The following is a 24,894-nucleotide window of genomic DNA, read 5'->3' as shown; positions in this document are numbered from 1 at the left end:
ATAAACCCATGCTTCCACACAATCCGAATCTCCTGGCTCCTCGCCCAAACCCACGGCACCCGCCCGCCGGGGCCATGGTCCATAATTATTAGGGGCGAGGAAATAGTATTCTCTTACCCGCGGCGCTTTTCGGCAACCACCTCAGTTTTGGTGGCCTCCGAAGCCTCGTTCAGCGGACGTAGCTCCAGAAAATCCTCTTCCTCATTATCCTTCCGTTCCGCTTCGGGCTTGGGGGCAGCCACCAGGTACCCCTGCAATTCCTTGCGGTAGCGCTGCCCCAGCCATGCTTCGAAGAAGGACGCACAAATCCCCACCGACCAGATCGCAAAAACGGGCTCAAAGTAGACCCGGATCAGGATCAGCGGGACGGACAGCAGGGCAATGCTCTTGATGAGGTAGCCCCAGGAAAACAGTTTTGGACCGGGCGTAAGAAATACGGAGTCCTGTTCGTCGGGATCAACGTAGACCCGCACGGACTCATGCTCGTACAGGAAGGATTCCAGTTCCCAGGCCTGCTTTTCACTGAGCTTCATCTCCCCGGGGGCCACCCTGATGGCCTGTTTGGCCGTTCCCTTCTGGAAATAGGTGTAGGGTTCCTGGAGCGTGGGTTCCCAGTAGGTTTCCATCTCGTTCTTTTTGTTCTTCACCTGCCTTTTCACCAGTTTACGCTTGGTACTTAGTCGGGCATAGGTTTTGGGCTGGGTGACCACCATCTGTCGGGCGCGTTCTGCCTTAATGCGGAGTGCAAACAGGGGGATTACCCGGCTGAATACGTAAATCCCGTACATGCCCATGAAAAAGTAGAAGAGCTTCATCGGGTGGGGGAATTGGGAGTTGGGTAGGCATGCGCTACGGTGAAGAAGAACTGGTTGGCGGTAGCATCTCCGTACGGGAGGGACAATCTGAAGTGGTGCATCATCATGTCCGGAAGAGTTGGGCCACCCGCTTTACGGGCCGCAGGATCATGTAGAGCGCCATGAGCGACAGGGAGACCATGATGCCCCCCGTAGCCATTCTTTTTCGTCGTTCCGTCCCCACCCAACCCCGGAGGACGCTGGCCTCGGCGGGATTTTCGGGATTGACGTACACCACCAGGTCAACGGTGTCACTGCGGGTGATCCACTCCCGGAAACCGGCATCCTGCCGGGCCGCATCGTTGGCGGCCGGAAAGGGGCTCAAGCTGGTTCCCGTATAGGTTTGCCCTGCGAAAACGTAGGTGTACTCCAGGTCAAAAAACACTCCGGAGGGCGTGGTCTCCACCGAAAAGGAATCGGCCGTCACGGGTACGAAAGTATAGAGTTGTTTGGCCCGTAATTCTTCCTGCCAGGCCCTCCACAGACCGCTTACCCCCACCACCAGGATGGCCCCGACGACTAGCGTCTGGATCAGTTTGATCGGGAAAGAAACCAGCTGTTCGTTCGTCATGATGCCGGGTTTATGAAGGTGACCGTCTGCCACCAGACCTCGGGATCCGAGGAGACGGCCAGGTAGGAATAAAACAGCAAAACAGGCATAAAAACTCCCAGGACCAGGTAGACGAGCAGCTTTCCCCACCCCAGATGTGTATGTCCGATGGCCAGGAAATTTTCCTGCGGATCGGCGGGGTTGTAGTGGGACCGTAGCTTTCCGGACTCCAGCGCTAGCCTCAGGTTAGTCTCCACTTCTTCGGCCTCACGGACGCCCATCTGAAATTCTTCCGGCACTAACTTATTGCCCACGTACTTCTCTCCCTGGGTGAAGAAGGTGTACTGGTCGTGTAGGTAGTTCCACCGGATCAATTTGTTTTGGGTTTCCCGGAGACGAAAGTCGGGGTCATCTTCCGGGAAGTGGATTTTCCGGGTTGGCCAGGTGATCATCAGCTGACGCCGGCGCTCCTTCTCGAAGCGCAGCCAGAATCTCCATCCGAAAATGGCCACCAGCAGTATGGACCAGAATATCAGCATATTTTTTTATTGGCTCAGGCAAATTGCTTTTCGATCATTGGTATCCGTCGGGGCATCGGTTCGTCAGTTATTCGACTCTCAGGCGTTCCAACACTTTCTTCATCCTTCAGGACCAACGGCTCTTCCGGATACACGCCTTCCACTATCCCCCGCATGGAATGGCGAGGATACCACAGTTGGTACAATAAGACCACCAGCAGAAAGGCGAAGCCAAAAAATGCCACCAGGATGGCCTTGCTAGTTTGACCGAAACCGTAGACGTCTTGAGTCCACCGGAATACCCGCCAAAACAGCAGCGGAAAACCAACCACCAGATAGGCGTACAGGATTACCCGGGGCCAGGTAAGTCCGGCAAATCCGGCCGTCAGATAATTCTCTGAGGGGTCTTCCGTATTGAACCGAACGTAAAATACGCGATGCTCGGCCAATTCCTCCATGAGTTCCCGCTCATACTCGGGCTCCAGCGCTGACGGCGGAGCAGGCATAATTGCCCTTCCACGGTAGCTGCTCCCCTTAACGTAAAAAACGTAGGGCTCCGGGAAACGGGGACGATACTGCATGGCCTCTCCCTGGGTAGCTCCTTCGGCGGAAGGGAGGCGATCAAACCGCTGCTGAAACACAGCAGCAGCCTTTGGCCAGCGGATCGCCCGCTGCCGTTGTGCCTCCCGACGGAACTGGTTCCGCAGCAGGACCAGGGCCACCAGCCCGGGTAACAATAAGACCAAAAACAACGTCATGATCTTCAGGTTTTAATAATTATCGCCACAGCATATCGCGTTCGGCGACTTCTTCGGTTTTACCGCTGGCCTGGAGGCGGGCGGTGAGCAGGTGCAGTCGCCCGGTGGGTTCGCGGGTGTAAATGGTGTCGAAGTCATGTTCCACGACCTCCCCGAGCCGCTCCGCCAGATCGGCCGCGCCCTGTTTATTGCCCAGGGCGGACGGGACGGAGAGGAAGTATTCTCCCTTGGTCCAGTCGTCGGGCAAATCCAGCCGCAGCAGGTAGCGCGGATTGTCTACGGGAGACATCAGCTCGGCCAGCGCGCCGGCGAATAGCTGGGTATCGTGGTGCTCGGCGTCGCTCAGGTAGAGGAACATTTCCTCCCCGTCCTCCTCCAGCCGAAGTTGGTCTTCGGTTGCGGAGTGGAAGAGTCCGGCCTTCCGCAGGCTCGCCGCCAGGGCCCGGCCGTAGGTTTCCAGGCGCGACCGGGTATCGGCCAGTAGTTCAAACCGCCGCGTGGCTTCGGCCATGGATCTTCCGGGATTGAGCAGCAGATAGCCCGCCAGCCAGCCCAGGGCGACCACCCAGAAAACCGCAAAGGACATGGGATTGAAAATCGCGGGCAGGATGGACAATCCGATCGGATAGTACAGGTAAGGGGGCAGCTTCAACTCCCGGGCGTAAATCGCTTCGTGGCGTTCGGCCAGTTGCAGGGCGAGGGCCCGCTGGTGCATGGTCCGAAATCGCAGGAGCACCGGAATCAGGCACCCCAGCGCCAGCACCAGCCCGACGATGGTCGCCAACTGGTTAAAGGGCAGCAGGGTCGTAATCGCCGCCGCCGCAAAGGCCAGCAGGGTGGCCCGCTTGATTTCCAGGAGGGCCAGGCGATAATCCTGCTCAAAGTAGCGGTCGATGCTCTCCTTGTAGTGGAGCGTCAGCGGATCTTTCCGCTCGTAGTGCCGCACGGTGGGTGGCTTGATGGCCTCCACGAGCTGGGATCCCGTGGCCAGGGCCCGGTTCCAGGCCGCTACGAGTTGCTCACGGCGGGTGGCCGCGCCCTTGGCGCGGTCGCGCACCAACTCCATTTTCTGGGGTGTGCTCTCGTTCCAGTCGACGCCAAAACGATCCAGTCCGTTCTGGATCACGGGCTTGTCGTCCAGGCGAGGACCGGCGAAGGCCCGAAACCGTCTGCGGAGCCGCTGGACGTCGGGGCCGCCCTGGCGGACACCGGGGTGGACCACCACCGGGTGCCAGATATTGGCCGTCTTGTTGGGCTGGTCACGAACCGTACGAATGGCCCTCCCGCGCATCTGGTTGCTGAGTACGAAACTACCCACCGTATTGGCCAGCACGAGGCTGTTGATCACCGGCGCATCCCAACCCTCCCCCAGGAGGCTCTTGGTGCCAATGATGATGCGGAACTCCCCTTCGGTAAACAGCTGGGTGATCCAGCTGACGGAGTACTTGTTCGCAATACCGCCGGTATTGACCTTGAGGTAGTTGGAGCCCGGAAAGAGGGGCTCGGTGCGGAGCACCTTATCGTCGGGCAACTCGTCGTTGGCCAACTCCAGCAGGCGATTTTTGGCCGACTTCGGAATGATGACCAGGCTACCCGTCAGCAGGCAGAGCTCGTCCTCAAAAAGGGTGTTCTTGCTTTCCCGGCGGAGCGCCTCGAAGACGGGTACCGTACCCATTTTGGTGAGCTCCGTTCGGTCATGTTCCGTGGTGGGCAACAGTTCCGGGTAGATATGATCGGTCAGCATCACCATCCGTAAGTCCGCGCCCATGTCTTCACTTTCGAAGCGGGCGATGTCTACCAGTGCCTGAAGCTTCGCCCGGGGGCTGGCCAGTTCCGCCACGGATTTCTTCTGGGGTGGCAGGGGGCTGTCCAGGTAGAGCTTTCCCTGGTGCCAGGCGCCCATGGTGGTAATGATGCGCCGGAAGGGGCGCAGCATACTTTTGCCTTCTTCCGTGGCGAAGTAGGGGTCTTCCCGGAGCGCACGCTGCAGAAAGACCGTCGCCCAGTAGGTATCCAGGGGCGGTGCCAGGGTGGCCTCGCCGTGCAGGACACCCAGCGCCGCCACGGGCGGCTCGCTGCCCTGCGCCCGCAACACACTCAGCAGTGCCGTGAAGTATTCCGGCCGCTCGAAGATATCCGTGTAGTGCTGCTCCGGCTCCGACAACCAGGGGTGCTCCCGCACGAAGAGCGCTAGAGCGGATCGCTCGTGCATGGCCTCCAGCAATTCCCGCTGGCGGTCCTGCCAGTCTTGCATCACCGCCGCCTCCCCGGCGGGGGGCAGGACGGGATAGAGGTAATCCTGGTGGGGACAGAGGTCGCCGCTGGCGACCAGTTCCGGAATGCTGATCTCCTCGTCAATCTCGCCGCAAAAGCTGTGGTAACGACGCCACTCGATGCCGCTGACGTCGTAGGGCGGCGTAGCCGTGAGGGCCACCAGCTCCGGAGAGTGTTCCTGGGTCAGGGCGTCGAGAACTTTCCACCATTCATTGCGCAGGTGATGGCATTCATCCACGACCAGTAGTTCTACCCAGTCCAGGTCCTTAACGCCGTTTCGCTTGACGTACTCGAATACGGCCTGGTAGGTTACGATGGTCAAATCCCCGGGTTGCTCCAGGTCGTGGGAAATGAGGTAGGGTTCGGCCCCGAAGTCATCACAGAAGCGCTGCGCCCACTGGGCGCGGATGGTGAGGCTGGGGGCCAGAATGAGGGCGGGCTTATCGATCCTGCGAACGATTTCCAGTCCGAGCACCGTTTTTCCCGCTCCGGGCGGCGCCACCACGTGGATACGGCCGTCTTCCCGGTAGAGGGGAAGATGGTCCAGCACGCGCGCCTGGTAGTCGCGCCAGGGATAACGAAATTTTAGGGTGTTCATTTTCATGCTCCCAATATAATCAGCCCGGCGATTCACCGCTGCCTCCCTCGACAAAACAAGAAGAAAACTCGATTTCCCGGGGCGGAGGTCGACGGACGGAGGTTGCGGCTTTCCGTACCGTTGCCCGGTGCCGAAAGCGATTGAGTTGGTCAGCATATTATCGTCACCGCTCGGAGGGTATCGGCGAGCCAAACCCTTATTTCTTTTAACGATATGCCCGAAAGTCGTCGGACGTAGGCTGTTCAGTATGAACTTTCGCGACACCTCGGAGCAGCTCGTTACACTCGACAGCTCCGAGGAGCGCTCTACGGAAAGTAGTAATGCCGGTCCTCGGAGCTGTCTTCGCGGGGCCGTTGGGCCGGTTGCTGCTCCGAGGTCTCGGTTCTAAGGAGCCTCTTAATTTTTACAAAATGAACAGCCTACGTCGGACGAGCCGTCGCGGCTGCGCCGCGTAAAATGCGTGTGACGACCTGGCAAACTAGGGCATCCGCTTGGTCAGTAGCCGAATTTGTCCCATGTGGTTGGCCTGGTGTTCCATGACGTGGTACCAGGCCCAGTGGTTATTCATGTTACTCCCGCGGACCTTAGCGGCAAACCATTCGTCATCACGCGTTTTCAGCAGGCGAAGGGTTTCTTTGCGGACTTCGTCCCAAACGTTGAGGTAGTAAGTGATGGGTTTTCCCTTCAGCGTGGTCCGCGCGCGATCGCCCAGGTTCATCGCTACGTTCCACCGCTTGCCTTCCTCCGCGTTGAACCCCCGGTTTTCGAAAGTATATACCTGGTAGTAGCGCTCGGTGGCGGCCAGGTGGAGGATCAGGGCACCGATGCGGTTTGCTTCCTCGTCCAGTAGAAAATCCACTTCTTCCTGATTCAGGTTCGCAACGCTGTTCGTCACCCGACGCTTGAGGTCTTCGAGCATGGCCACCGTGGTGCCAATTTGCGGGGAATAGCCCCGCGGGGCTTTGATGGTTTGAGCACGAAGGGGCAGGCATCCTAACAACAAGAGAAAAAAGAGCGCGGAGCGAGGCAACATAATGGGTGGTTTTTGACGTCTATTGCTTAACGCCGTAGCCAAGGCGGACCGTTTACGGGTGGTTCTTTTTTGCATTTCCCATTGGCCTGGCACCTGCACGCCGTTGCCCAAGTGATGCACCCCATAAGGCCTCCACCGTAATACTTTCCGTCAGGCTTACCGAAACCGTCAGCGCCGAGTATTCCGCTTCGCTACATACATCGTTGCAATTCCTTAGAAATTAACGATCCCGACGAGCCTTGCGACCACCGAAGGTAGCTGCGAAGCAAAACTCGGGGCCGCCTCCCCTTCAATCCTTCCTTCATTCATCCATCGATCCTTAAACCTTATCTACCTTTGCCCCATGAAGCAATCCGTGGTTAACGGCCTCAAGTTCCTGCTTTTCGTCGGACTTGGTTTTGGCATCCTCTACCTCGTGTACTACTATCAGCAAACGGCCTACCTGGAAGACTGTGCCCTGCGGGGCATTCCCGAAGCCGAGTGCAGCCTGGTGGACAAGGTCATTGCCGACTTCCGGGGAGCTAATTTCTGGTGGCTGGGGCTGACACTGGTGGCCTTCAGCGTGAGTAACCTGAGTCGGGCCATTCGCTGGAACATGATGCTGCGGACCTTCGGCAGTACTCCCCGGCTGATCAACGCCTTTCTGACCATTAATCTGGGCTACTTTGCCAATCTCGGCTTTCCCAGACTGGGAGAAATTGCCCGTCCGGCCGCGATGGCCCGCTACGAAAACATCAGTCTGGAACGCGTGATCGGCACGGTGGTGGTGGGCCGCATGGTGGACGTCATCAGCCTGCTATTGCTCACGGCCCTGGGCCTTTACCTGGGCCGGGAAACCCTCTGGAACTGGCTGCTGGAGAACGCCAGCCTGGGCGATCGCATCGGGGGTTTACAAAACCTGATCATCATCGGAGGCGTCCTGGGGCTGCTGGGGCTTGCCCTGGTGTGGTGGCAACGAAAACGGATTGCCGCGACCCCAATCGGCGGTAAAATCTTCGGCATCATCAATGGTTTTGTGGAGGGTATGCGGACCATCGGAAAGGTGGAAAGTCCGGCCTTATTCATCCTGCACAGTATCAACATCTGGGCGATGTACTTCCTGATGACCTACTTTGTCTTTCTGGCCTTCGAGCCCACCGCCGGACTTGGCCTGGTGGCCGCCCTGGTTACTTTCGTCGCCGGGGGCTGGGGAATCGTAGTGCCGAGTCCGGGAGGAATGGGCAGTTATCACTTCATGACCCAGAATGCCCTGGAGCTTTACGGCGTTCCCGGTCAGGACGGCTTCAGCTGGGCCAACATTGCCTTCTTTTCCATCAACATCGGCTGCAACGTGCTGATCGGGCTGATTGCCCTGCTGGTACTGCCCAGAATCAACCGGCACTACCATCCGCTACCCCCCGGAACCGAAGCGGCTCCGGGCGAGGTACTGAACTAATCCCCCCGCCGCACCTTATCTCTCCATGTTTCGTTCCTACCGTATCGGCCGCATCTTTGGGGTTCCCGTGGATTTACACTGGACCTTCCTGGTCGTTCCCGGACTGATCATCTACCTCGCCTACCGGCCGGGCTACGGTATTCAGTGGGCGTCGGTCAGTTGGTGGGTAAGCATTGCGGTACTGCTCTTTTTGTTCGTGCTGATTCACGAACTCGGCCACGCCCTGGCCGCCCGTAATCGGGGGGTCGTGGCGGAGAAAATCATTCTTTTCCCCCTTGGTGGTGGGGCCTACCTGCCCGAAAGTCCGAGTCGGGCCATTGACGAAGTCCTGATCTATGCCGCCGGGCCACTGGCCAACATTGCGCTGGCGGGCATTGCGCTACCGCTGCTGCTGTCCCGGCCGGAGGGCTCCCTGCTGTTAAAGTATTACCTCAATCCCTTCGGCAACCTGGTGTTGGTACCGAGCCGGGTGGATCAGCTGCTGGGACTTTCCGTAGCGGTCAACCTCGTCCTGGCGGCCGGCAATCTGTTGCCGGCCTACCCCCTGGACGGAGGGCGCATCCTCCGGGCGCTGCTCCGAAATCCGCTGGGGGATCGTCCCGCGACGGTCATCGTTACCGGACTGGGGGTCGTAATCGGCATCGTCCTCCTGTTGGCGGGCATCAGCATCAATGACTTTTTGCTGGCCGCAGGCGGAGGGTTCATTGTCGTCCTGTCCATCATGGAATACCGGCGCGGCTGGCAACGCCGCCGGCTGGCCAAACTGGGCATCGGGCGCGTCCTTCGCCCGGAACCGGCGGATAAGGAAGGCGTACTCGCCACCCGACTGTACGCCAGTGATCGGGTGAGTAAGGCGAAGGCGCAGTTTGCCCGTACGGAGTGGCCCGTACTGCCCGTATTTGACAACTGGAACGTTCAGGTAGGCTTCGTTGAACGAAGATTGCTGGAGGAGGAAGCGCACGATGACCGGGTCCCTCTACGAGCCTTTACCGAAGCAGAATTCGTTACCGCTAAGCCAGAAGAGGACCTGCTGACCATTACGGAGCGAATCGTTGCCAGCAACGTTTACGGAGCAAGCGTGCACACCACCAATGAGCGGGTAATCGGCTACGTTTTCACCGAAGACGTCATTGGCCTGCTCAATACCTGGCCCCGGCGAGTCCGGCGGCGGTTCCTCGAACTAATTGGTCGGGAAGACTAGCGCGGACGTCCGCTACTCGATACCCAGTTTTTCCTTGACGGCCGGCATGAGGTCATTGACCTCCTGGGTGTAGAGGAGCGCGTTGAAGATCGATCCATCGAACACCATTTTGATGTTGCGAGCCTCGGCCACTTCGTCAATTGCTTTCCGGGCGCGTTCAACGATGGGACCCAGCAATTCCGCCCGTTTGGCCTGTAGCTGATTCGGGATGGATTGTTCAAACTGGATGGCGGTCTGCTGCAGCTTTTGCAGTTCGGCCTCGTATTCCCGCATCTTCACGGGAGCAGTGGTGGCCGCCAGCGCTTCTACTTCCTTGTAGCGCTTTTCAAACTTCTCGGCCATGGCCACCAGGTCTGCCTCCAGCTTAGCCTGATAGGCCCCCAGAGAGTCATCAGCAGCTTTGCTTTCCGGCATACTGGCCAGCAAGTTGCCAAAATTGAGGTAAGCATATTCCTGGGCCTGGACGGCGCCTCCCAGCAGGAGGAGAAAACAAAAGAGGAAAGAAAAACGCATCATAGGAAGCTTGACATTTATTGCCGCGCAAAGGTAATCTGACAATGCTCTTCCGGGTTTTAAGGAAGCGTTAAAAGAATTTTCAACTTTATTTGTTTTAAATTTTATTTTTTAAAACAATTCCCCGTAACTTGCCATCCCAAAGCAAGTAAAATGAAGTACGCACAATTGCCCATCCCCGCCGGCTGGAAGCTCTTCTTCCAGGAGGTTTACCGGAGAATTCACCGGCAGTTCACCAGTCCGTGGACGAAGTTGGTCGTGCTGTGCTGCTTGTGCTTGCTCCTCACCCGCAAAGAGTTCAGCTTCTCGCTGACGATCAATCCGGCGGGGTTCTTGCAGATCAACGAGCACACCGTCTTTCAGGACCTTGATGATTCGTCGGGGGCGCTCACCGCAGGTGCCGTGGCTGCGGACGGTAGCCAGGCCTTACTGGCCGCCTACGAAGCCCCGAAGCGGGAGTGGACCGAACGGCAACTCAAGCAGCTCGCCTACGTGGAGCAGTACCGGGAAGTGGCGCTGGAGGAAATGGAGAAACACGGCATTCCCGCCAGCATCACCCTGGCGCAGGGATTACTGGAGAGTGGGACTGGCCGCAGTTCGCTGGCGCGGAAAAACAACAACCATTTCGGGATCAAGTGCTTCAGTAAGAAATGTCATAAGGGGCACTGCTCCAACCACAGCGATGACCACCACAAGGACTTCTTCCGCATTTTCGGTACCCCAGAAGAAAGCTATCGCGCACATTCCAACGTTTTGATGAAGGATCGTTACCGCAAGTTGTTTGACCTTCCCATCACGGATTACCAATCCTGGGCCAGGGGGCTTTCCAAGGCCGGGTACGCCACTGATCCGCGGTACGCCGGAAAGCTCATCGCCATGATCAAGGACCTGGAGCTGCATCGCTACGATGCCCTATTTACCCAGCATCACCCCACGCATGATTACTTACCCGCCAAGTAGGCACCGGTCCCCACGACCCCAAGAAACTAGGTTTGACGTTTTGAGTGTAACGGCCCGCCCTCCCGATTTGGGGGCGGGTCTTTTTCTTTATTAGATGGCTAACCAGCCACCAAGCTTTTCCCGGATTTCCCGAATCTCAGATTCGGCAATTTTGCCGTAGTCGTGGCGAACGAAGATGCGTTCGGGCAGCGACTGCACGACATCAACAAAAGCATACAATGGTTTGGGAAGATGGATGTCCGGATTGCGTCTCGGATCAATTTTGACGCGGAGTGGATCCTGAGGAGATATTGATGAATCACGCAGTGGGATAATCGTGACGTATTCTATCTCGGATTGTCGAACGTAGTGAGTGGAAATTATGCTTAAAACAAAGTGATCGGGAGCTCCTGGAATTAGTTCATAGACGTGAAAGCTCTCAAACTGAAATTGGGGCATTAGCGAGTTGGGTGTAAAAGGCTAAGTATTCTTCACAGGCACCTAGGGACTCTTTTCTAGCAGCAACGTATTTCTCGTACTCTGCTTCGGTCATTCCTAATTGCTCTGCTCTTGAGGGCACCACTGGAGTATGGTTTGCAAACCGAATAGGATTACCTGCCGCGCTAGCTAAATGGCTACCGGGGTAGTTACGATATGCTGAATTAGATCCGAATTTCACGTTATGCAACCTTTGTTTGTGTACGCCCGATTTTCAAGAGAGAATAGATGGGCGGGTAGTTTGAATACATACCTATAACACAAAACTAGCCATAAGTTCTTATAAACTAAAGCCTTAGGCCAGTCCCCAAAAGCATAGAAAAGCCAGATCCAGGCAGCAAAACATAAACTATTTGGTTACAAAACAGTCCAATTCAGCATCCCTCATCGCATATTTGATTTTATCATGCGACAAATGCACGCAGAAGAGTGATGGAATTCGACAACAGCAGAAGCGTAAAAAAAAGTTTCCTAAGTGTCATTTTTTTACGGATCGGGGTAAATCCAGCGGTAAACGGTCAATAAAATTGCCCCTTACTTTCCAATACAGAAGTTTGAGAAGATATTCCCCAGCAGGTCATCCGTAGTGATTTCTCCCGTTATTTCGCCTAATTCTCTCAGGCTTTGGCGAATATCCATGGCCACGAAATCCTGGCTCAGTCCTGTATCCAGTCCCTGGAGTACCCGCTCCAGCGCTTCGTCTGCCCGCCGCAGCGCGTCGTAGTGCCGGGCGTTGCTTAAGATTACCGCCTGCTCTTCGAGCGCGCCCTGACCACCCGTAGCGGCGGCGAGCATGGTTTCTTCCAGATACGCCAGGTTACTTCTGGATTTAGCCACAATCGGCACGAATCGGTCTTTGGATACGGTCCATTTACCACCGTACTGTTCGCCAAAATAGTGGTCGAATTTGGTGTAAGGGTTCAGGTCCATCTTGTTGGCCACCACCACCAACTGTAAGTCTTCCTTGTAGAGTCGGTCGAGGTCCGCCTGCAGTACTTCCGGGCTGGTTTCAATGACGTCAAAAACGTACAGGAGTACCTGGCTGCTCTTCACCTTTTCCAGGGCCCTTTCCACCCCGATCGCCTCGATGGCATCGCTGGCTTCCCGGATACCAGCGGTGTCGATTAAGCGGAAGTTTACTCCGCCGATGACCAGGTTTTCTTCAATAGTGTCCCGGGTGGTGCCGGGCACGTTGGAGACGATGGCCCGTTCCTCGTTCAGCAGGGCGTTCAGGAGCGTACTCTTCCCGGCATTCGGGCGGCCGGCAATCACGGTGGTGATACCCTTTTTAATCGCATTTCCCAGCTTAAAGGAGGTGGTTAGTGCCTTAATCCGCTCCCGAATCCGCAACACCAGTTCCTTGAGTTGGCCCCGGTCGGCGAATTCCACATCCTCTTCGGAAAAATCAAGCTCTAATTCAATTAAACTGGCAAAATCGATGAGTTTCTGCCGTAGCTCCTTGATCTCGTTACTTACTCCCCCCCGCAATTGCCCCAGAGCAATCCGGTGCGCCGCTGCGGACTGACTGGCAATCAAGTCGGCCACCGCTTCGGCCTGACTCAGATCCAGCTTCCCGTTCAAAAAGGCACGTTGACTGAATTCTCCCGGCCGGGCACTGCGGGCCCCGGCATCAATGCACAGCTGAACGACCCGACTGAGAATATAGGGACTTCCGTGACAACTGATTTCTACGGCATCTTCACCCGTGTAGGAAGCGGGCGCACGGTAGAGGGTGAGCACCACTTCGTCAACCGGTTGTCCATCACGGTCCGTCAACAAACCGAAATAGGCGTAACGCGGTTTGGCTTCGACCAGTGGCCGGGCGGAAAAAAAGGGATCGAGGAGCTCGATGCAGCCCGCGCCGCTAAGTCTGATGACCCCGATGGCTCCTTCTCCGGGCGGGGTGGCGATCGCAACGATGATTTCTTGATGCAGCATGGGCGGCAAAGATACTGCTAACTGGTGGTGACTTCCCCTTCGGGCTATTCCCCTAAATATCGAGCCAGCTGGGTAGGTTTGGGCCATTCAGGGGTGCTCGGCGGGGAGGAAGGAATTGGATGGGCGGTAAGAACAAAAACCAGAATTGTCGTACTTCTACATATTTACGTAACAACCCGAAATCCAGCCCCGAAAACCGGATGTGGCGGAGTAGGATCTGAGGTATCGGGGCGGCGCAACTTACTCCAGCTTTTCCACTTTTGTCGTACTTCTACATATCTACGCAGAACCCCAGGGGTAGTTAAAAAACAGATGCGTTGTAATAGAACCTGAATTGGTGCATCTGCTCCGGTTTTCCACCTTTGTCGTACTTCTACATATTTACGCAGCATTTCAAAAACCAGCTGCTCTATATGACCATACTGCTGCACCCAACACTAATCCGGTGGAGGAGCGAGGTGATGCGCGATTTTCCGGCGTATAGACGTATCTATACGTCAAGCTTTTACCCTTCTCCCTCAAAACACAAAAACGGCCCCACCGGATTGTTCCGATGGGGCCGCCAGGTCAGGAAGTTGTGTCCAGGATGGGTTTACCGCAACACTACCATTTTCTTCGTGGCAATGAATTCTCCGGCCGTCAGCGTGTAGGTCAGCACGCCGCTGGAGCCCAGATCACTTCGGAGCAATTCGAGTTGGTTCGCTCCGGCTACCGCGTCCAGATTACGCACCAGCACTACCCTACCGCCGGCATCCCGCAGCGTCAGCGTAGCGGGACCGCCCTGGGCCAATTCAAAGCGGATCGTAGTTGTCTCGGATACCGGATTAGGGGTATTTTGGAATAATTCATTTTGCGTGAACGCAGGTGCAAAGTCTCCCTCGAAGTGCAGGCTTAGTTCGCCCGCGCCGCCGGTGGCGGCCGTCCCCTCGCGGTAGGTGATCGCGTCCGTCAACCGGATCACGTCCCCTACTTGCAGGTTCTCGGTGGCGCGCACCTCCAGACTGATCAACGTCGGCCCGGTGAAGGCCACGGCGATCATTCCCTCACCGGCGCGGTTCAGGTTCATCGCTCCTTCGCCATCGTAGGTCACGTCCAGTAATTCCAGGCCGGCGTCCAGCTCCAGGGTTCCCTGGAAGCCCGCCAGCTCGCCGTTACGGATTTGAATCGTATGCGTCTGGCCTGCGGCCAGTTGGGCGTCGTCTACCTTCAGTTCCAGTGCCGCACGACCGCCGCGTGGCCGGACCACGTTACCCAGCTCAACGCCCACAAAATCACCGTCGCGCAGGTTACCCGGCAGGTTGTTTACGTTGTAGACCTCCGGGAAGGTGATCATCCAGTTGTCGGGGGTCAGGTTGTAACGCCCTTCCACAAACCGCCAGGTGATGCCTTCGGCGTTGAGTTCTGCGTCCAGGCCAAGGATTACCCGGCGCATCGCCACCAGATCGAAGATATTTACCTCCGCATCCATATTGACGTCCGCCGCTACGTGGTCGTAGCCGGTATCCAACAGGTTGGATCCCAGGATGTGGTTCGTGATTGCCACAATATCCGTCACCGTAACTGCCGTCAGGTCAAACTCGGCGTCGTATTCGGCAAAAATGGAGAAATCACCCCCAATTTCCAGGCTGGCGAATTCATACTGACCGTTGTCTGCGGTCATGACGGTTTCGTCCATGTTACTGGCCCCGGTCAGGGTAACCGCTACGCCGCCAATGGCATCATCATCCTGGGTGGCGATCATACCACTTACTGAAGCACGTTCCTCACACAAATCTTCCTCGGAAACCTGCACCTCAACCTCCACCGAGCAGTAGTCGGCGTTACCCGCATCGTCGATGGCGTACACCCGTACGCTCACGTCCTCACCGAAGTCTTCACACGTCAGGTCAATGCCCAGACGGCCAACGGCAGGAGCGAATCCAGCTTCCGTTGCTTCTTCTTCGGTGTAGATGCTGTACTCGTCGATCACGTTGCCGAAGCAATCCACCACATCAGAGGCGATGAAGTCCGTAGCCCAGATGGCCGCCACGCCACCACCGCTACCGTCCGGCATCAGCGTGACCGTCAGCGTCTGGATACAGATCGGGGTGGGTGCCTTGTCCGGCGTGACGCAGAACTCGAGGATGTCCACGTCGAAGTTTCCACAACCGTCACCGGCGCGGATGCGCAGCGCGTGGTTACCTACGGGGACATCACTCAGACGCACGGTGTACGTATCGTCACCGTTGGCTACTACTTCGCTATTCGTCAGAAAGCGGGCCCGTTCGAAGGCCGCTGGCGTACCGGCGTAGTCGGCATCAAGCTCAACGGTCACTGAAACGTCGGAGCACTCGTCGAAGGCCTCGAAGGTCAGCGTTACCTCCGCGACGCAATTGTCCGGACTAATTCCCGTGAAGCACTCGGTGGGTTCCATGACGTTAACCACCGGCTCCACTTCGTCGTAGATCTTGATGAACTGCACGTAGCGGAAGAAGCCGCGGCTAGCATCCTGGGCGTACTCGTCGCTGTCGATGTTGTCGTTACCGTTATCGTCGTCGTCTCCGTCGTTGTCGTCACCGTTGTCCAGCAGAATATCAACCTGCGGGAAGCCGGGGTTGTAGTTCAGGTCGGCAAACTTGCTCAACCAGGCGATGTCGTCGGCTGTCGTCGTTACGTCCTCCCAGGGGCGTACGTGCAGGTACATCAGTTCCGTTTCGGGGTTGCGGTCACCCTCACGATCCCGGGGGATCAGGTAAGCCTGCCCGATGCTGTTGTACTCACACCAGTTGATGATGTCGTAAGTCACTTCCAGTTTGAAGCATTCCTCGGGCGCCGTACCCGTCGTGCGGAAGGTGTCCACGGTGGAGTTGATGGTGAAGAGATCGCAAGCTCGTCCAGCGATGCCGATACTGTCATACACGGGGACCTCCGCACAGTCCGCCTCCGCGTCCAGCGGGAAGGTCAGCGTGTAGTCGTGGATACCGTAGACCGTGATGCGCTGCGTACAGGCAGCAGCGTTGGTCAGGCCCTGGCCGTCCGTGGCCGTGAAGACCCGCGTAAACTGGCCAACACCACAGCTGTTCACGTCACCGCTGATCGTCTGGGTGATCGTCACCTCACAGTTGTCGATACCGGTAGCCGCACCAAAGGCAGCGTCCAGCTCCTCATCCGTGGCCTCATTGATGTCGGCGGGAAGCTCAGCGTTGTAGGCAATGCAGCTGATGTTGACCGGAGCCGGAGCGAAACAGACCGGGCGGGCCTTGTCTTCCACCAGCACTTCGAGCCAGCAGTAGTTTACGTTACCTTCTGCATCGGAGACCTCCAGGCCGACCAGTACGTTTCCGATATCCGCACAAGTCAGCAACAGTTCCTCCTCATAAGATGCGCCGGGGAGGAGCTCATAGGTGCCGTCCACTAATTGGCGGACGCGGCCGATGCGGAGCGTCACCTCACTACAATCATCGTAGGAACCATTGTCCAGCATCTCCGGGGTCAGCACCACTGATCCCGTACTTGGACCGCCATTGGAGGAACCCGCAGTCAGACTCACGTTCAGGCCATCCTCGCAGATGGCTACCGGAGCCGTACGGTCAACAACCGTGAAGGTGACGTCGGTGAAGTCGCTGTTTCCACAATCATCCGTATAGGTATAGCGCAGGGTGTGTGTACCGGCGGGGATTGGACCGGCAAGCTCCGCATCACCGTCGTCCAGGTCCAGGAAGAAGGTACCAATCGGGGCGCCGTTAAGATTTTGGAAGGGGTAGATGTCCGCCTTCAACTCGATACCGGCGCTGCAATTATCCGTCAGCACGATGCTCGGATCGTCCAGGCGGATGAAGGCCGCACATTCGTCACCGATGTTGGTGCCAAACTCGAGCGGGCCGTCGTCGATCACCCCGTCAAAGTCCCGGTCCTGCGTGGGAGCCGTAAAGACCGGAGCCGTGGTGTCCTCTACCTTCACCACCTGGGTGTAGGTTAGCGGAGGACCGGGCGCACACCAATCCAGCACCGTGTAGACCCGGACGAAGGTGTAGCTGTTCGGGCAATTCATGATTGCGGGACCGTCTACGTAGGTCAGTCCGAGGTTACAAACCGTTTCGTTAACCACTAATGGGATGGTGCGATCTCCGAAAGTAAAGAAGGGCAGGTCGCTCGTCCGGGGCAGGGGGTTACCGTTCGCATCCAGGGCAATATCCTCGTCGCATTCAAAGGTTGCTGCGGCCAGCACATTACCGGTCGGTTCGATATCGTCCAGGGTAGGACGTACGAAGCGGATTTCAAAGGAGGTAATCGCCGGATCATTACTGCCGGCGCAATCACTCATTTCGGTGGCGATGAAGGTGCGGGTAATCAGCACCTCGTCGCAATCGGGGTCGTCACCGAAGGTAGCCACATCGTTGACGCAGACCTGCAGTCTTGGCGCGCAACCGTCGCTGAAGGAAGGAACAACGGGAGTTCCCTCTCCTTCGGCGATCAGATCCAGACGGTCCCGTAGGGCGGGCGCCATCGTGCTGGCAATCGTTTCAAAATCACCGGCTTCATTTCGCTCCACCACCCAACAGCGGCTGACGTTAGCCGCCAGGGCCGTGAGGGTGATGGCTCCGAGGTCCGTACAGAGTAGTACTTCGTCATCGGGGGTTTCCACCACCGCTGGCGGGGTCCGGTCCAGGGCCGTAACGAAGCCCCAGCAACCCGGGAAGTCGAGTTCCAGGGCTCCGGTGCCCACACTCTCGATGGTGTAGGCGAAGCGGCCACAACCGTCAATAATCGGACCGTTGGAAGGATCATCGTCCTGCACCACAATCTCAAACTCAAAGGCACTCAGGCAGACCCGCTGCCCGGTAAGCACCATGGAGGGGAGTAACTGGGCCTGACAGTTGGCGTTCAGTGCCACGGTCAGTTCGCTGATGCACGAAAGCAAGGGTTGGACGAAGTCCACCGTAACGTTTACCTCGGCGGTACTTACGTTACCGTTCACGTCCGTGGCCGTGACCAGAATGACGTTCAGGCCGATGTCTTCGCATCCGAAATTAAGCACGGTACCACCGTCGGTAATTTCCAGGTTCTGGATGGGCCCGGCAATCCCCTCGGCCGTCAGGCTGGCCACGCCGCAGGCGTCCGTGGCGCTGGCAATATCGTTGACCGAAAGCGTAGCCACGCCATTCTCGTCGAGGATAACCGTTCGGGGTGTGGTCGTGATGACGGGTGGAATCTCGTCTCCCACCGTAACCACGGCCGTGCAGGTATTCACGTTATCGTTCACGTCCGTAACCGTCAGCACCACGTCGACCGCGCCGACGTCGTCACAGCTGAAGTCGGTTTGGCTCAGTTCAAGGCTGGCGATGCCGCAGGCATCGGTTGATCCGTTATCCACGGCACCTGCGCTCGTGCGCCCGTCTCCGGAAGCATCCAGCATAACGGTAAGTTCCTGACAGCGGGCTACCGGCAGCACTTCGTCCACCACCGTCACCGTGGCGGTGCAACTGCTGGAGTTGCCGTTGTTGTCGAAGACCAGCAGGACCACCTCGTTCGTGCCCACCTCCGCGCAGCCGAAGGCAAGTTCGGTGAACTGGTTGGCTTCGTCGGCCGGGTTGGAGGTGAAGACGACGCGATCAATGCCACAGTTGTCATTGGAACCATTGTTTACTTCATCCGGCGTGGCAACACCGTTTCCGTTTTCGTCCAGGGAAACCGTAATGTTCTGGCAAATAGCCATCGGAGGGACTTCGTCTACCACCGTCACCGTAGCGATGCAACTACTGCTGTTGCCATTGTTGTCGAAGACCAACAGGACCACCTCGTTCACGCCTACCTCCTCGCAGCCGTAGGTGAGCTCCGCGAACTGGTTTGCCGCGTCGGCCGGGTTAGAGGTAAAGACAACATTATTGATGCCACAGGCATCGGTGGAATTATTGTCTACCTCACCGGGGAGGGCCGTACCGTTGCCGTTTTCGTCCAATGACACCGTGATATCCTGACAAAGGGCCACCGGCGGAACCTCGTCGATTACCGTCACGGAGGCACCACATCCGGTTTGGTTTCCTGCTTCGTCACGGATAAACAACGTCACTTCCAGCAATTCACCTACGTCCCCACAACCGTACTCCAGAGAATTAACCGGGGTTTGGGGATCAAAGCTAAAGCTGGGTCCGGGACAGGGAGCCGTGGAGCCATTATCGACCTCGTCCACGGTTAGGGTACCCAGACCGTTTTCGTCCAGGAGCACGGTGACTTGTTCCCGGCAGTTCGCGACCAGGGTGATGTCATCTACGACAGTCAAATTGAGAATACAATTAGCCTGATCGTTATTCACGTTGGTGGCATTGACCCGATAAAGACTGGTTCCCAGATCATCACAACTGAGTGGTCTTTCGTCACAGAATTGGGTACCGGGAACTCCAAGCTGGTCCACACAAACCACAAGATCTTCGTCGGGGAAGCAGCTGTCGGTGGCATCCGTAAAGAATTCCTCTACGGTGATGGTTTCCTGGGAAAGGAAAACCGTGATGTCTTGAGAACAGGTCAGGCGCACATCACTCGCAATTCGAATTCTACTAGTACAACTACTGGTGTTGCCGCCTACGTCCGTGACGAATAATTCAATTTCGTAAATCCCTAAATCCTCGCAAGTATAGGTTCGGCTCAACTCGGTGGCCGCCTCGTCGTAGCTGAAGGTCAGCGGAGAACAATTATCCGAGGCTCCGGAGCCAAAATCCAGCTGAGCTGCCGGTAATACCAGGGAACCTCCATCCGGAACGTCAAAAGTTCGGACAACCGCAGAGGGCGGGCAGCTAGCCACCGGCGGGGTGACGTCTTCTACCGTCACGTTAGCCACACAGCTGCTTTGATTTTCGGAGGGATCGGTGACGTAGAGCGTTACGGGGAAGGTGCCCACCTCGCTACAGTCGTAGGTCAGCACCGTGACGGAGGATTCCGGATCGAAGCTCAGGTCGATGACGCCGCAGAAATCGGAAGAGCCGTTGTCTACGTCGTTAACCGAGAGCGTACCGCCGCCGTTAGCGTCCAGGGTAACCGTAACCGGGCGGCAGCGAGCTTCGGGCTGGGAAACTTCTTGCACCAGGAGCTCAAAGGTGCACTGGCTGACATTATCACTATCATCCTCGGCGGTAATGGTTACCGTTCGTACCCCCAGGTCTGAGCAATCTTCAAAGTCAATGAAAAATGGAGAAATCCCTGGAAATTCATCACAATTATCACTCAAGGAGACAATGGCATTATCGACCGAATAAGTATCCTGAAGATCCATGAAGATATTATCGGGACCAAACGTTCCGATCCGCACCGTATCGTTTTTGCAGACCAGGGTCGGCGGAGTTGTATCCCGGACCATCACCTGAGCGATACAGGAATTTTCGTTACCGGAAGGGTCTTCCGCCGTGAATTCCACGGGGAGGGTTAGCCGAGCGTCCGCGCAACCAAAGTCCATCCGATCCAGGCCGGTACTGGTCACCGTACAGTTGTCGGTCGCCGTACCAACGTCGGCGGGGACGATGGAAGCTGCTCCGTTTTCATCCAGGTAGACAGTGATGTCGTTACAGCTCACCTCCGGCAGAATATCGTCCCGCACCGTAATGATGACCGGGCAGGGGGCACTTACGTTGCCGTTGACGTCAGTGACGTAGACGACGTCGTTGATGTCCCCGACGTTTTCGCAGTCATAATCCTTACTGACAATGGTGCCCGCGGCGTCAAAACTGAGGAAATCCACCCCGCAATTGTCGGAGCTAACGTTGTCCAGGTCGGCGGCCAGGAGGCTACCATTTCCGTCGTCATCCAGCTCTACCAATCCGCCCTGGCAATTTGCCACGGGGCTTACCGTATCACGCACCATGACGTTGGCTACGCAGTTGCTCTGGTTGTTGGAGGGGTCGCTGACGTAGAGGGTAACGGATTGACTACCCAGTTCATCACAACCGAAGCTAACGGTATTTTGCGCGGACGCAGGTGCAAAACTGTACTCCAGGGAGCCGCAGTTGTCCGAAGAGCCGCCGTCTACGTCGGCGGTGCTCACGGTGGCGTTTCCTCCTCCGTCCACGTAGACAGTGATGTTCTGGCAAACGGCCGTGGGGGCGGTATCGTCCACCACCACTACGGTAGTATTACAGGAACTGGTCTGGCCGTTCTCGTCGCTTACTTCCAGAGTTAGTTCAAAATCCCCTACCTGCGAACAGGTAAGCGGAGTACTGGAGCCCAGCGGCGCTCCCCCGACACTAGCCGCTAAAAGGAAGAAGCTGAGATCTTCATTCGCCGTACAGTTGTCGGTGCTTCCGTTATCAACCTGAGTGCCAAATAAAATTCCGTCGGAAAGATTTACGCTTAGCCCGGTAACGCAGCGGGCGGTGGGGGCGATCAGGTCCCGTACCGTAATCGAAGCGGTACAATTGCTCTGGTTACCGGATTCGTCGGTAACGTAGAGCGTTTGGGAGAAGAAGCCTACATCGTCGCACCCCAGGTCGAGGCTGGTTACCGTAGCGTTTGCTTCGAAGGATAGCGTCACCGCTCCGCAGTCATCCAAGGAACCGTTGTCCACGTCGTTCACGCTCAGGGAGCCGGCACCGTTGGTGTCCAGGTCAACCGTCACATCCTGGCAAATGGCAGTGGGCGGGTCGACGTCACCCAGCGTAAGGATCACCGTACAGGGTGGCGTGCCAGTGAGCCCGGAATCGTCAAAGACCACCACGTCCACGGATACGGTGGAGCCATCGTCAAGGGAGGCCGTAGTGCCCGCTTCCGGAAGTTGGCTGACGGTGAGGTTACCGCAGTCTGTGGTCGCCATAAGTTCTCCGGTCAGGTCCGGGATGGTGATTTCGCAGTTCCCGTCTACCGCAATGGTACGGTTCGCCGGGCAGGCGGTGATGGTGGGGGGAACGTCGTCCACAACCGTCAGGTTAGCAAGGCAAAAAGCCTGTTGCCCCACTTCGTCTTCCACGGTAAGGAAGACGGGATTCATTCCGATCAGGTTACAGTCCAGCTCCCGATTAATGGAAAAGTTGAGGTTTTGGCCGCAGCTGGCGGTGGAGTTTACACCAATCAATGCTGGCGTAGTATCATCGAGGGCACTCAGGTTCACCGTAACGTCCTGGCAGACGGCGGTGGGGCCATCCTGTGGGCGCATCAAGATATTGAAGTGACAGGTAGCGATTACGTCAATCGGCCCAGACCTATCCACATAACTATAATTCGCACCATAGCCTCCGGCCGCCAGCGTCAGTTCGGGAAGGTTCCCGGTACCGGAGGCCACCTGCGCCCCCTCGTTATCGCGAACACTATAGGTGTAATCCAGGGGACATACTGGCAACTCCAGCGGCAGCATCAATTCAGGGTCGACAATTCCCGTACACCCTGCATCAATATCTACCACTACATCGGCCGGACAGGTAATGTCCCGTATGCTTGAAGTCGTGATAGATAGGCTGCAAAAATCATCGCGTCCGTCATTATCGTAAGCCCGTAAGCGAACGTTACTCTGGGTTCGACCGATATCATTACAACCACGGTCAAGGTCTTGGATTTCGATCTCCACCACGATACACTCATCGGTGGCGACGTAGTCGATCTGCTCCAAAATTTCCTCGTCGGAGATGCCCTGATATAATTCGATTTCCGTTACCCCGGTGGGACAGGTGATCGTGGGGGCATCGCTGCCGCCCTGTAATTCCACCTCAACCGTAAAGGAGCAGGTTCTGATGGGTTCTCCGGGCAGGGCCTCCAGCGTGTAGGTGACGGTACTAATGCCTTCCGGAAAACTGAAGGATTGCAGTTCTCCCGTTCCCGTAACGGGTTCTGCCCCTAACTCGGGCGTCACAATGGAGTAAGAGAGGTCACCGCATATGCCACTGGAGGGGTCCAAATTGGCCCGGTTTTCGGCGATCGGGGAATCCTCTACGAAGAGTTCACAGGGGTCCACCACGTCATCCCGCGGGACAAAAATATTAACGTCGCTAGGGCACCTCAATTCGTTAGAGCCATCGCGCCGGTTGAGCGTTACCGTGAAGCTACAACTTTGGGTAGCCTCAAATTCGTCCTCGTCCAGATAGCTGGCCTGGTAGATGACGGTACTCTCGCCCACTGAAAAATTGTATTCATCAATCCCCTCGTTGCCGGGAGCATCTACCGTGTCAACGACACCTTCGGGAGAAATAACGAAATATTCCAAGACGGCATCGCAGGAGGGAAGTTCGTCGACCCGGAAACCGTCATCAATCAGGTTATCACAGGCGCCAATTTCAAAGGTTCGGTTGGGTGGGCAGGTCAGGGTGCCATCGGCACCGGCCTCGATGGTAGCGGTAAAATCACAAAAACTGGTCTTTACGCCATTGCTCACGCTGAGCAACAAGGGCTCTACGTCGCCGATGTCGTTACAGTCAAAAAGGATACCGTTGGCACAACTATTTTGGTCCAGGCAGACCAGCGTAGTAATGGGCCGATCGTTGGGGTCATAACTGCCCGTATCTACCATATCGGCCGACAGGCGGGTGCCATCATTAGTAACGTTTACGGTCACATCCTGGCATTGGGCCACCGGTGCATCGAACAGATCTTCGTTGGTTTCGTAGCGGTAGGTGATATAGCCATCGTCGGGACGGTTGTCAGTACCGTTTCCATCTTGTTTGTCCCGGAATACAGCGTTGCTATTGGCGAAACTACCGCCGCCACCGCCACCGTCGGCGTTAGAACCGGACCCTCCTCCGGAAAAGCCACCACCGCCGCCACCGCGGTAGATGAAAACAGCCCGAATTCCAGAACCGCCACCGCCGTAGCCGAAGCCACCACGCACCCGGATTAAATCATCAGAAAAGCCGCCGCTCCCACCATCGATTCCGCCTGGGTATCCCTCGGCGAATGATTGGAAATTAGGCGTTTTATATCCTCCCCCACTGTTTGCTACGGATTCGTAGGTCTGATTATTTTGTCGCCCGCCACGATTACCGTCGGTTCCGCCCGCAGCAGGAATGGGGCCTCGACCGTCAGTTCCATTTTCTCCCGCATTCCCCGGTTTACCCCGACCGTTTTCCGCGCAGCCAATGGAAGCATAAGCGCCACCACCACCGCCAGCTACCGCCAAAAGGATCCAACAGGTAGAATCCCATTCGATGCTGGGAACGGTTACTCCGTTGTTCAGACAATCTCCATTTCCACTCACGTCGGGGTCCTTATACAAAACCGCCGAGCCACCGCCGCCGCCTACTCCGGCAAGACCATCGGCCGTAAGGTTACCCCCATGTTGCCCCGTGATGATCCGGATAGTCCCCCCCGGATTTAATTTGCCCGGACCGTAACCAATCCCGAAGGATGCCGTTACCCGGGCACCATTACCTCCCGGTTCAATACAGAAAGTAGTCTTTCTCCTTCCACCATCTCCTCCGCGCAGGGTGAAGGTGATTTGGTTGGTTCCAGTCTGAAAATTATGATCACTCGGAATCAGGAAGTCCCGCACTTTGTCATCCTTATCGTAGCCAAAGCCGTAAATCTCCCCGTCAGTTTCCATATCAACCTGGGCTACCCCGACGGAGGGAGCGAGCACAAGAAAAGCCAGGAAAGCAAGCAGGAAAAAAGGTAAAGTTCTGTTCATGAGGATGGGATATCGAGCGAGAAAGTCAACGGCTGAGTGAGGAAGGCGTCGAGTATTCTGAGCGGCCGAGGACGGGATCATGGAAATCGAACACAAGGTACTGAAATCCATCAGCCCCCGTGCTGGTTCGAGTGTTAAACAACACTTATTCGTATTTGTGCAACGTTCAGTTCTTTAAGGTCATTATTTCCTCCTGAATCCCCACGCACGGAG

General features: G+C 56.8%; 13 protein-coding genes. 3 read left to right on the top strand and 10 right to left on the bottom strand.

Annotated features, from left to right (window positions below; translation table 11 throughout):
• Positions 1-113: 113 nt before the first annotated feature.
• The 6 genes from E1J53_RS15165 to E1J53_RS15140 form a co-directional block, all read right to left on the bottom strand.
• Complete coding sequence (locus E1J53_RS15165) at positions 114-815, bottom strand: hypothetical protein (RefSeq protein WP_134273595.1); 702 nt, start codon at positions 813-815, stop codon at positions 114-116.
• A 103-nt stretch (positions 816-918) separates the two neighbouring features.
• Positions 919-1,425, bottom strand: coding sequence for a DUF3592 domain-containing protein (locus E1J53_RS15160; RefSeq protein WP_134273594.1), 507 nt, complete (start codon positions 1,423-1,425; stop codon positions 919-921).
• Positions 1,422-1,943, bottom strand: a complete 522-nt coding sequence (locus tag E1J53_RS15155; RefSeq protein WP_134273593.1) for a hypothetical protein — start codon at positions 1,941-1,943, stop codon at positions 1,422-1,424. The genes E1J53_RS15160 and E1J53_RS15155 overlap by 4 nt, the downstream gene beginning before the upstream one ends.
• 14 nt (positions 1,944-1,957) lie before the next feature.
• Entirely contained in the window at positions 1,958-2,680 is a 723-nt protein-coding gene (locus tag E1J53_RS15150) for a hypothetical protein (RefSeq protein ID WP_134273592.1), read from the bottom strand.
• A gap of 19 nt (positions 2,681-2,699) precedes the next feature.
• Positions 2,700-5,558: a DEAD/DEAH box helicase family protein gene (locus E1J53_RS15145; RefSeq protein ID WP_173021508.1), complete on the bottom strand. Its 2,859-nt coding sequence runs from the start codon at positions 5,556-5,558 to the stop codon at positions 2,700-2,702.
• A 472-nt stretch (positions 5,559-6,030) separates the two neighbouring features.
• Positions 6,031-6,585 (bottom strand): DinB family protein, encoded by a 555-nt coding sequence (locus tag E1J53_RS15140; protein WP_134273590.1) that lies wholly within the window; start codon positions 6,583-6,585, stop codon positions 6,031-6,033.
• Positions 6,586-6,928: 343 nt separating this feature from the next.
• Between E1J53_RS15140 and E1J53_RS15135 the strand changes: the two genes are divergently transcribed.
• Positions 6,929-8,020 carry a lysylphosphatidylglycerol synthase transmembrane domain-containing protein gene (locus E1J53_RS15135; RefSeq protein WP_134273589.1) on the top strand — a complete coding sequence of 364 codons (1,092 nt, stop codon included), beginning with the start codon at positions 6,929-6,931 and terminating at the stop codon, positions 8,018-8,020.
• Positions 8,021-8,045: 25 nt separating this feature from the next.
• Complete coding sequence (locus E1J53_RS15130) at positions 8,046-9,221, top strand: M50 family metallopeptidase (protein ID WP_134273588.1); 1,176 nt, start codon at positions 8,046-8,048, stop codon at positions 9,219-9,221.
• Between the two features lie 12 nt (positions 9,222-9,233).
• On the opposite strand, the gene E1J53_RS15125 is transcribed toward E1J53_RS15130, so the two are convergent.
• On the bottom strand, positions 9,234-9,737 hold the full coding sequence (locus E1J53_RS15125) for an OmpH family outer membrane protein (protein WP_134273587.1): 504 nt from the start codon (positions 9,735-9,737) through the stop codon (positions 9,234-9,236).
• Positions 9,738-9,887: 150 nt separating this feature from the next.
• Here E1J53_RS15125 and E1J53_RS15120 point away from each other — a divergent pair, with 150 nt between their 5' ends.
• Positions 9,888-10,694: a glycoside hydrolase family 73 protein gene (locus E1J53_RS15120; RefSeq protein WP_134273586.1), complete on the top strand. Its 807-nt coding sequence runs from the start codon at positions 9,888-9,890 to the stop codon at positions 10,692-10,694.
• A 90-nt stretch (positions 10,695-10,784) separates the two neighbouring features.
• Here E1J53_RS15120 and E1J53_RS15115 read toward each other — a convergent pair whose 3' ends face one another.
• The 3 genes from E1J53_RS15115 to E1J53_RS15105 form a co-directional block, all read right to left on the bottom strand.
• Positions 10,785-11,132 carry a hypothetical protein gene (locus E1J53_RS15115; protein ID WP_134273585.1) on the bottom strand — a complete coding sequence of 116 codons (348 nt, stop codon included), beginning with the start codon at positions 11,130-11,132 and terminating at the stop codon, positions 10,785-10,787.
• A 573-nt stretch (positions 11,133-11,705) separates the two neighbouring features.
• Entirely contained in the window at positions 11,706-13,109 is a 1,404-nt protein-coding gene (gene mnmE / locus E1J53_RS15110) for a tRNA uridine-5-carboxymethylaminomethyl(34) synthesis GTPase MnmE (RefSeq protein WP_134273584.1), read from the bottom strand.
• 592 nt (positions 13,110-13,701) lie between these two features.
• Positions 13,702-24,681, bottom strand: a complete 10,980-nt coding sequence (locus E1J53_RS15105; protein WP_216650059.1) for a T9SS type A sorting domain-containing protein — start codon at positions 24,679-24,681, stop codon at positions 13,702-13,704.
• Positions 24,682-24,894 lie beyond the last annotated feature (213 nt).

The organism is Lewinella sp. W8 (assembly GCF_004375085.3).
GTDB lineage: Bacteria > Bacteroidota > Bacteroidia > Chitinophagales > Saprospiraceae > Neolewinella.
Note: the sequence above shows the minus strand (reverse complement) of the source record. Positions and strands in the feature narration are given on the sequence as shown.

Coding starts and splice junctions, on each gene's coding strand:
- E1J53_RS15165 (WP_134273595.1), bottom strand. CDS start 815: ATGAAGCTCTTCTACTTTTTCATGGGCATGTACGGGATTTACGTATTC.
- E1J53_RS15160 (WP_134273594.1), bottom strand. CDS start 1,425: ATGACGAACGAACAGCTGGTTTCTTTCCCGATCAAACTGATCCAGACG.
- E1J53_RS15155 (WP_134273593.1), bottom strand. CDS start 1,943: ATGCTGATATTCTGGTCCATACTGCTGGTGGCCATTTTCGGATGGAGA.
- E1J53_RS15150 (WP_134273592.1), bottom strand. CDS start 2,680: ATGACGTTGTTTTTGGTCTTATTGTTACCCGGGCTGGTGGCCCTGGTC.
- E1J53_RS15145 (WP_173021508.1), bottom strand. CDS start 5,558: ATGAAAATGAACACCCTAAAATTTCGTTATCCCTGGCGCGACTACCAG.
- E1J53_RS15140 (WP_134273590.1), bottom strand. CDS start 6,585: ATGTTGCCTCGCTCCGCGCTCTTTTTTCTCTTGTTGTTAGGATGCCTG.
- E1J53_RS15135 (WP_134273589.1), top strand. CDS start 6,929: ATGAAGCAATCCGTGGTTAACGGCCTCAAGTTCCTGCTTTTCGTCGGA.
- E1J53_RS15130 (WP_134273588.1), top strand. CDS start 8,046: ATGTTTCGTTCCTACCGTATCGGCCGCATCTTTGGGGTTCCCGTGGAT.
- E1J53_RS15125 (WP_134273587.1), bottom strand. CDS start 9,737: ATGATGCGTTTTTCTTTCCTCTTTTGTTTTCTCCTCCTGCTGGGAGGC.
- E1J53_RS15120 (WP_134273586.1), top strand. CDS start 9,888: ATGAAGTACGCACAATTGCCCATCCCCGCCGGCTGGAAGCTCTTCTTC.
- E1J53_RS15115 (WP_134273585.1), bottom strand. CDS start 11,132: ATGCCCCAATTTCAGTTTGAGAGCTTTCACGTCTATGAACTAATTCCA.
- mnmE (WP_134273584.1), bottom strand. CDS start 13,109: ATGCTGCATCAAGAAATCATCGTTGCGATCGCCACCCCGCCCGGAGAA.
- E1J53_RS15105 (WP_216650059.1), bottom strand. CDS start 24,681: ATGAACAGAACTTTACCTTTTTTCCTGCTTGCTTTCCTGGCTTTTCTT.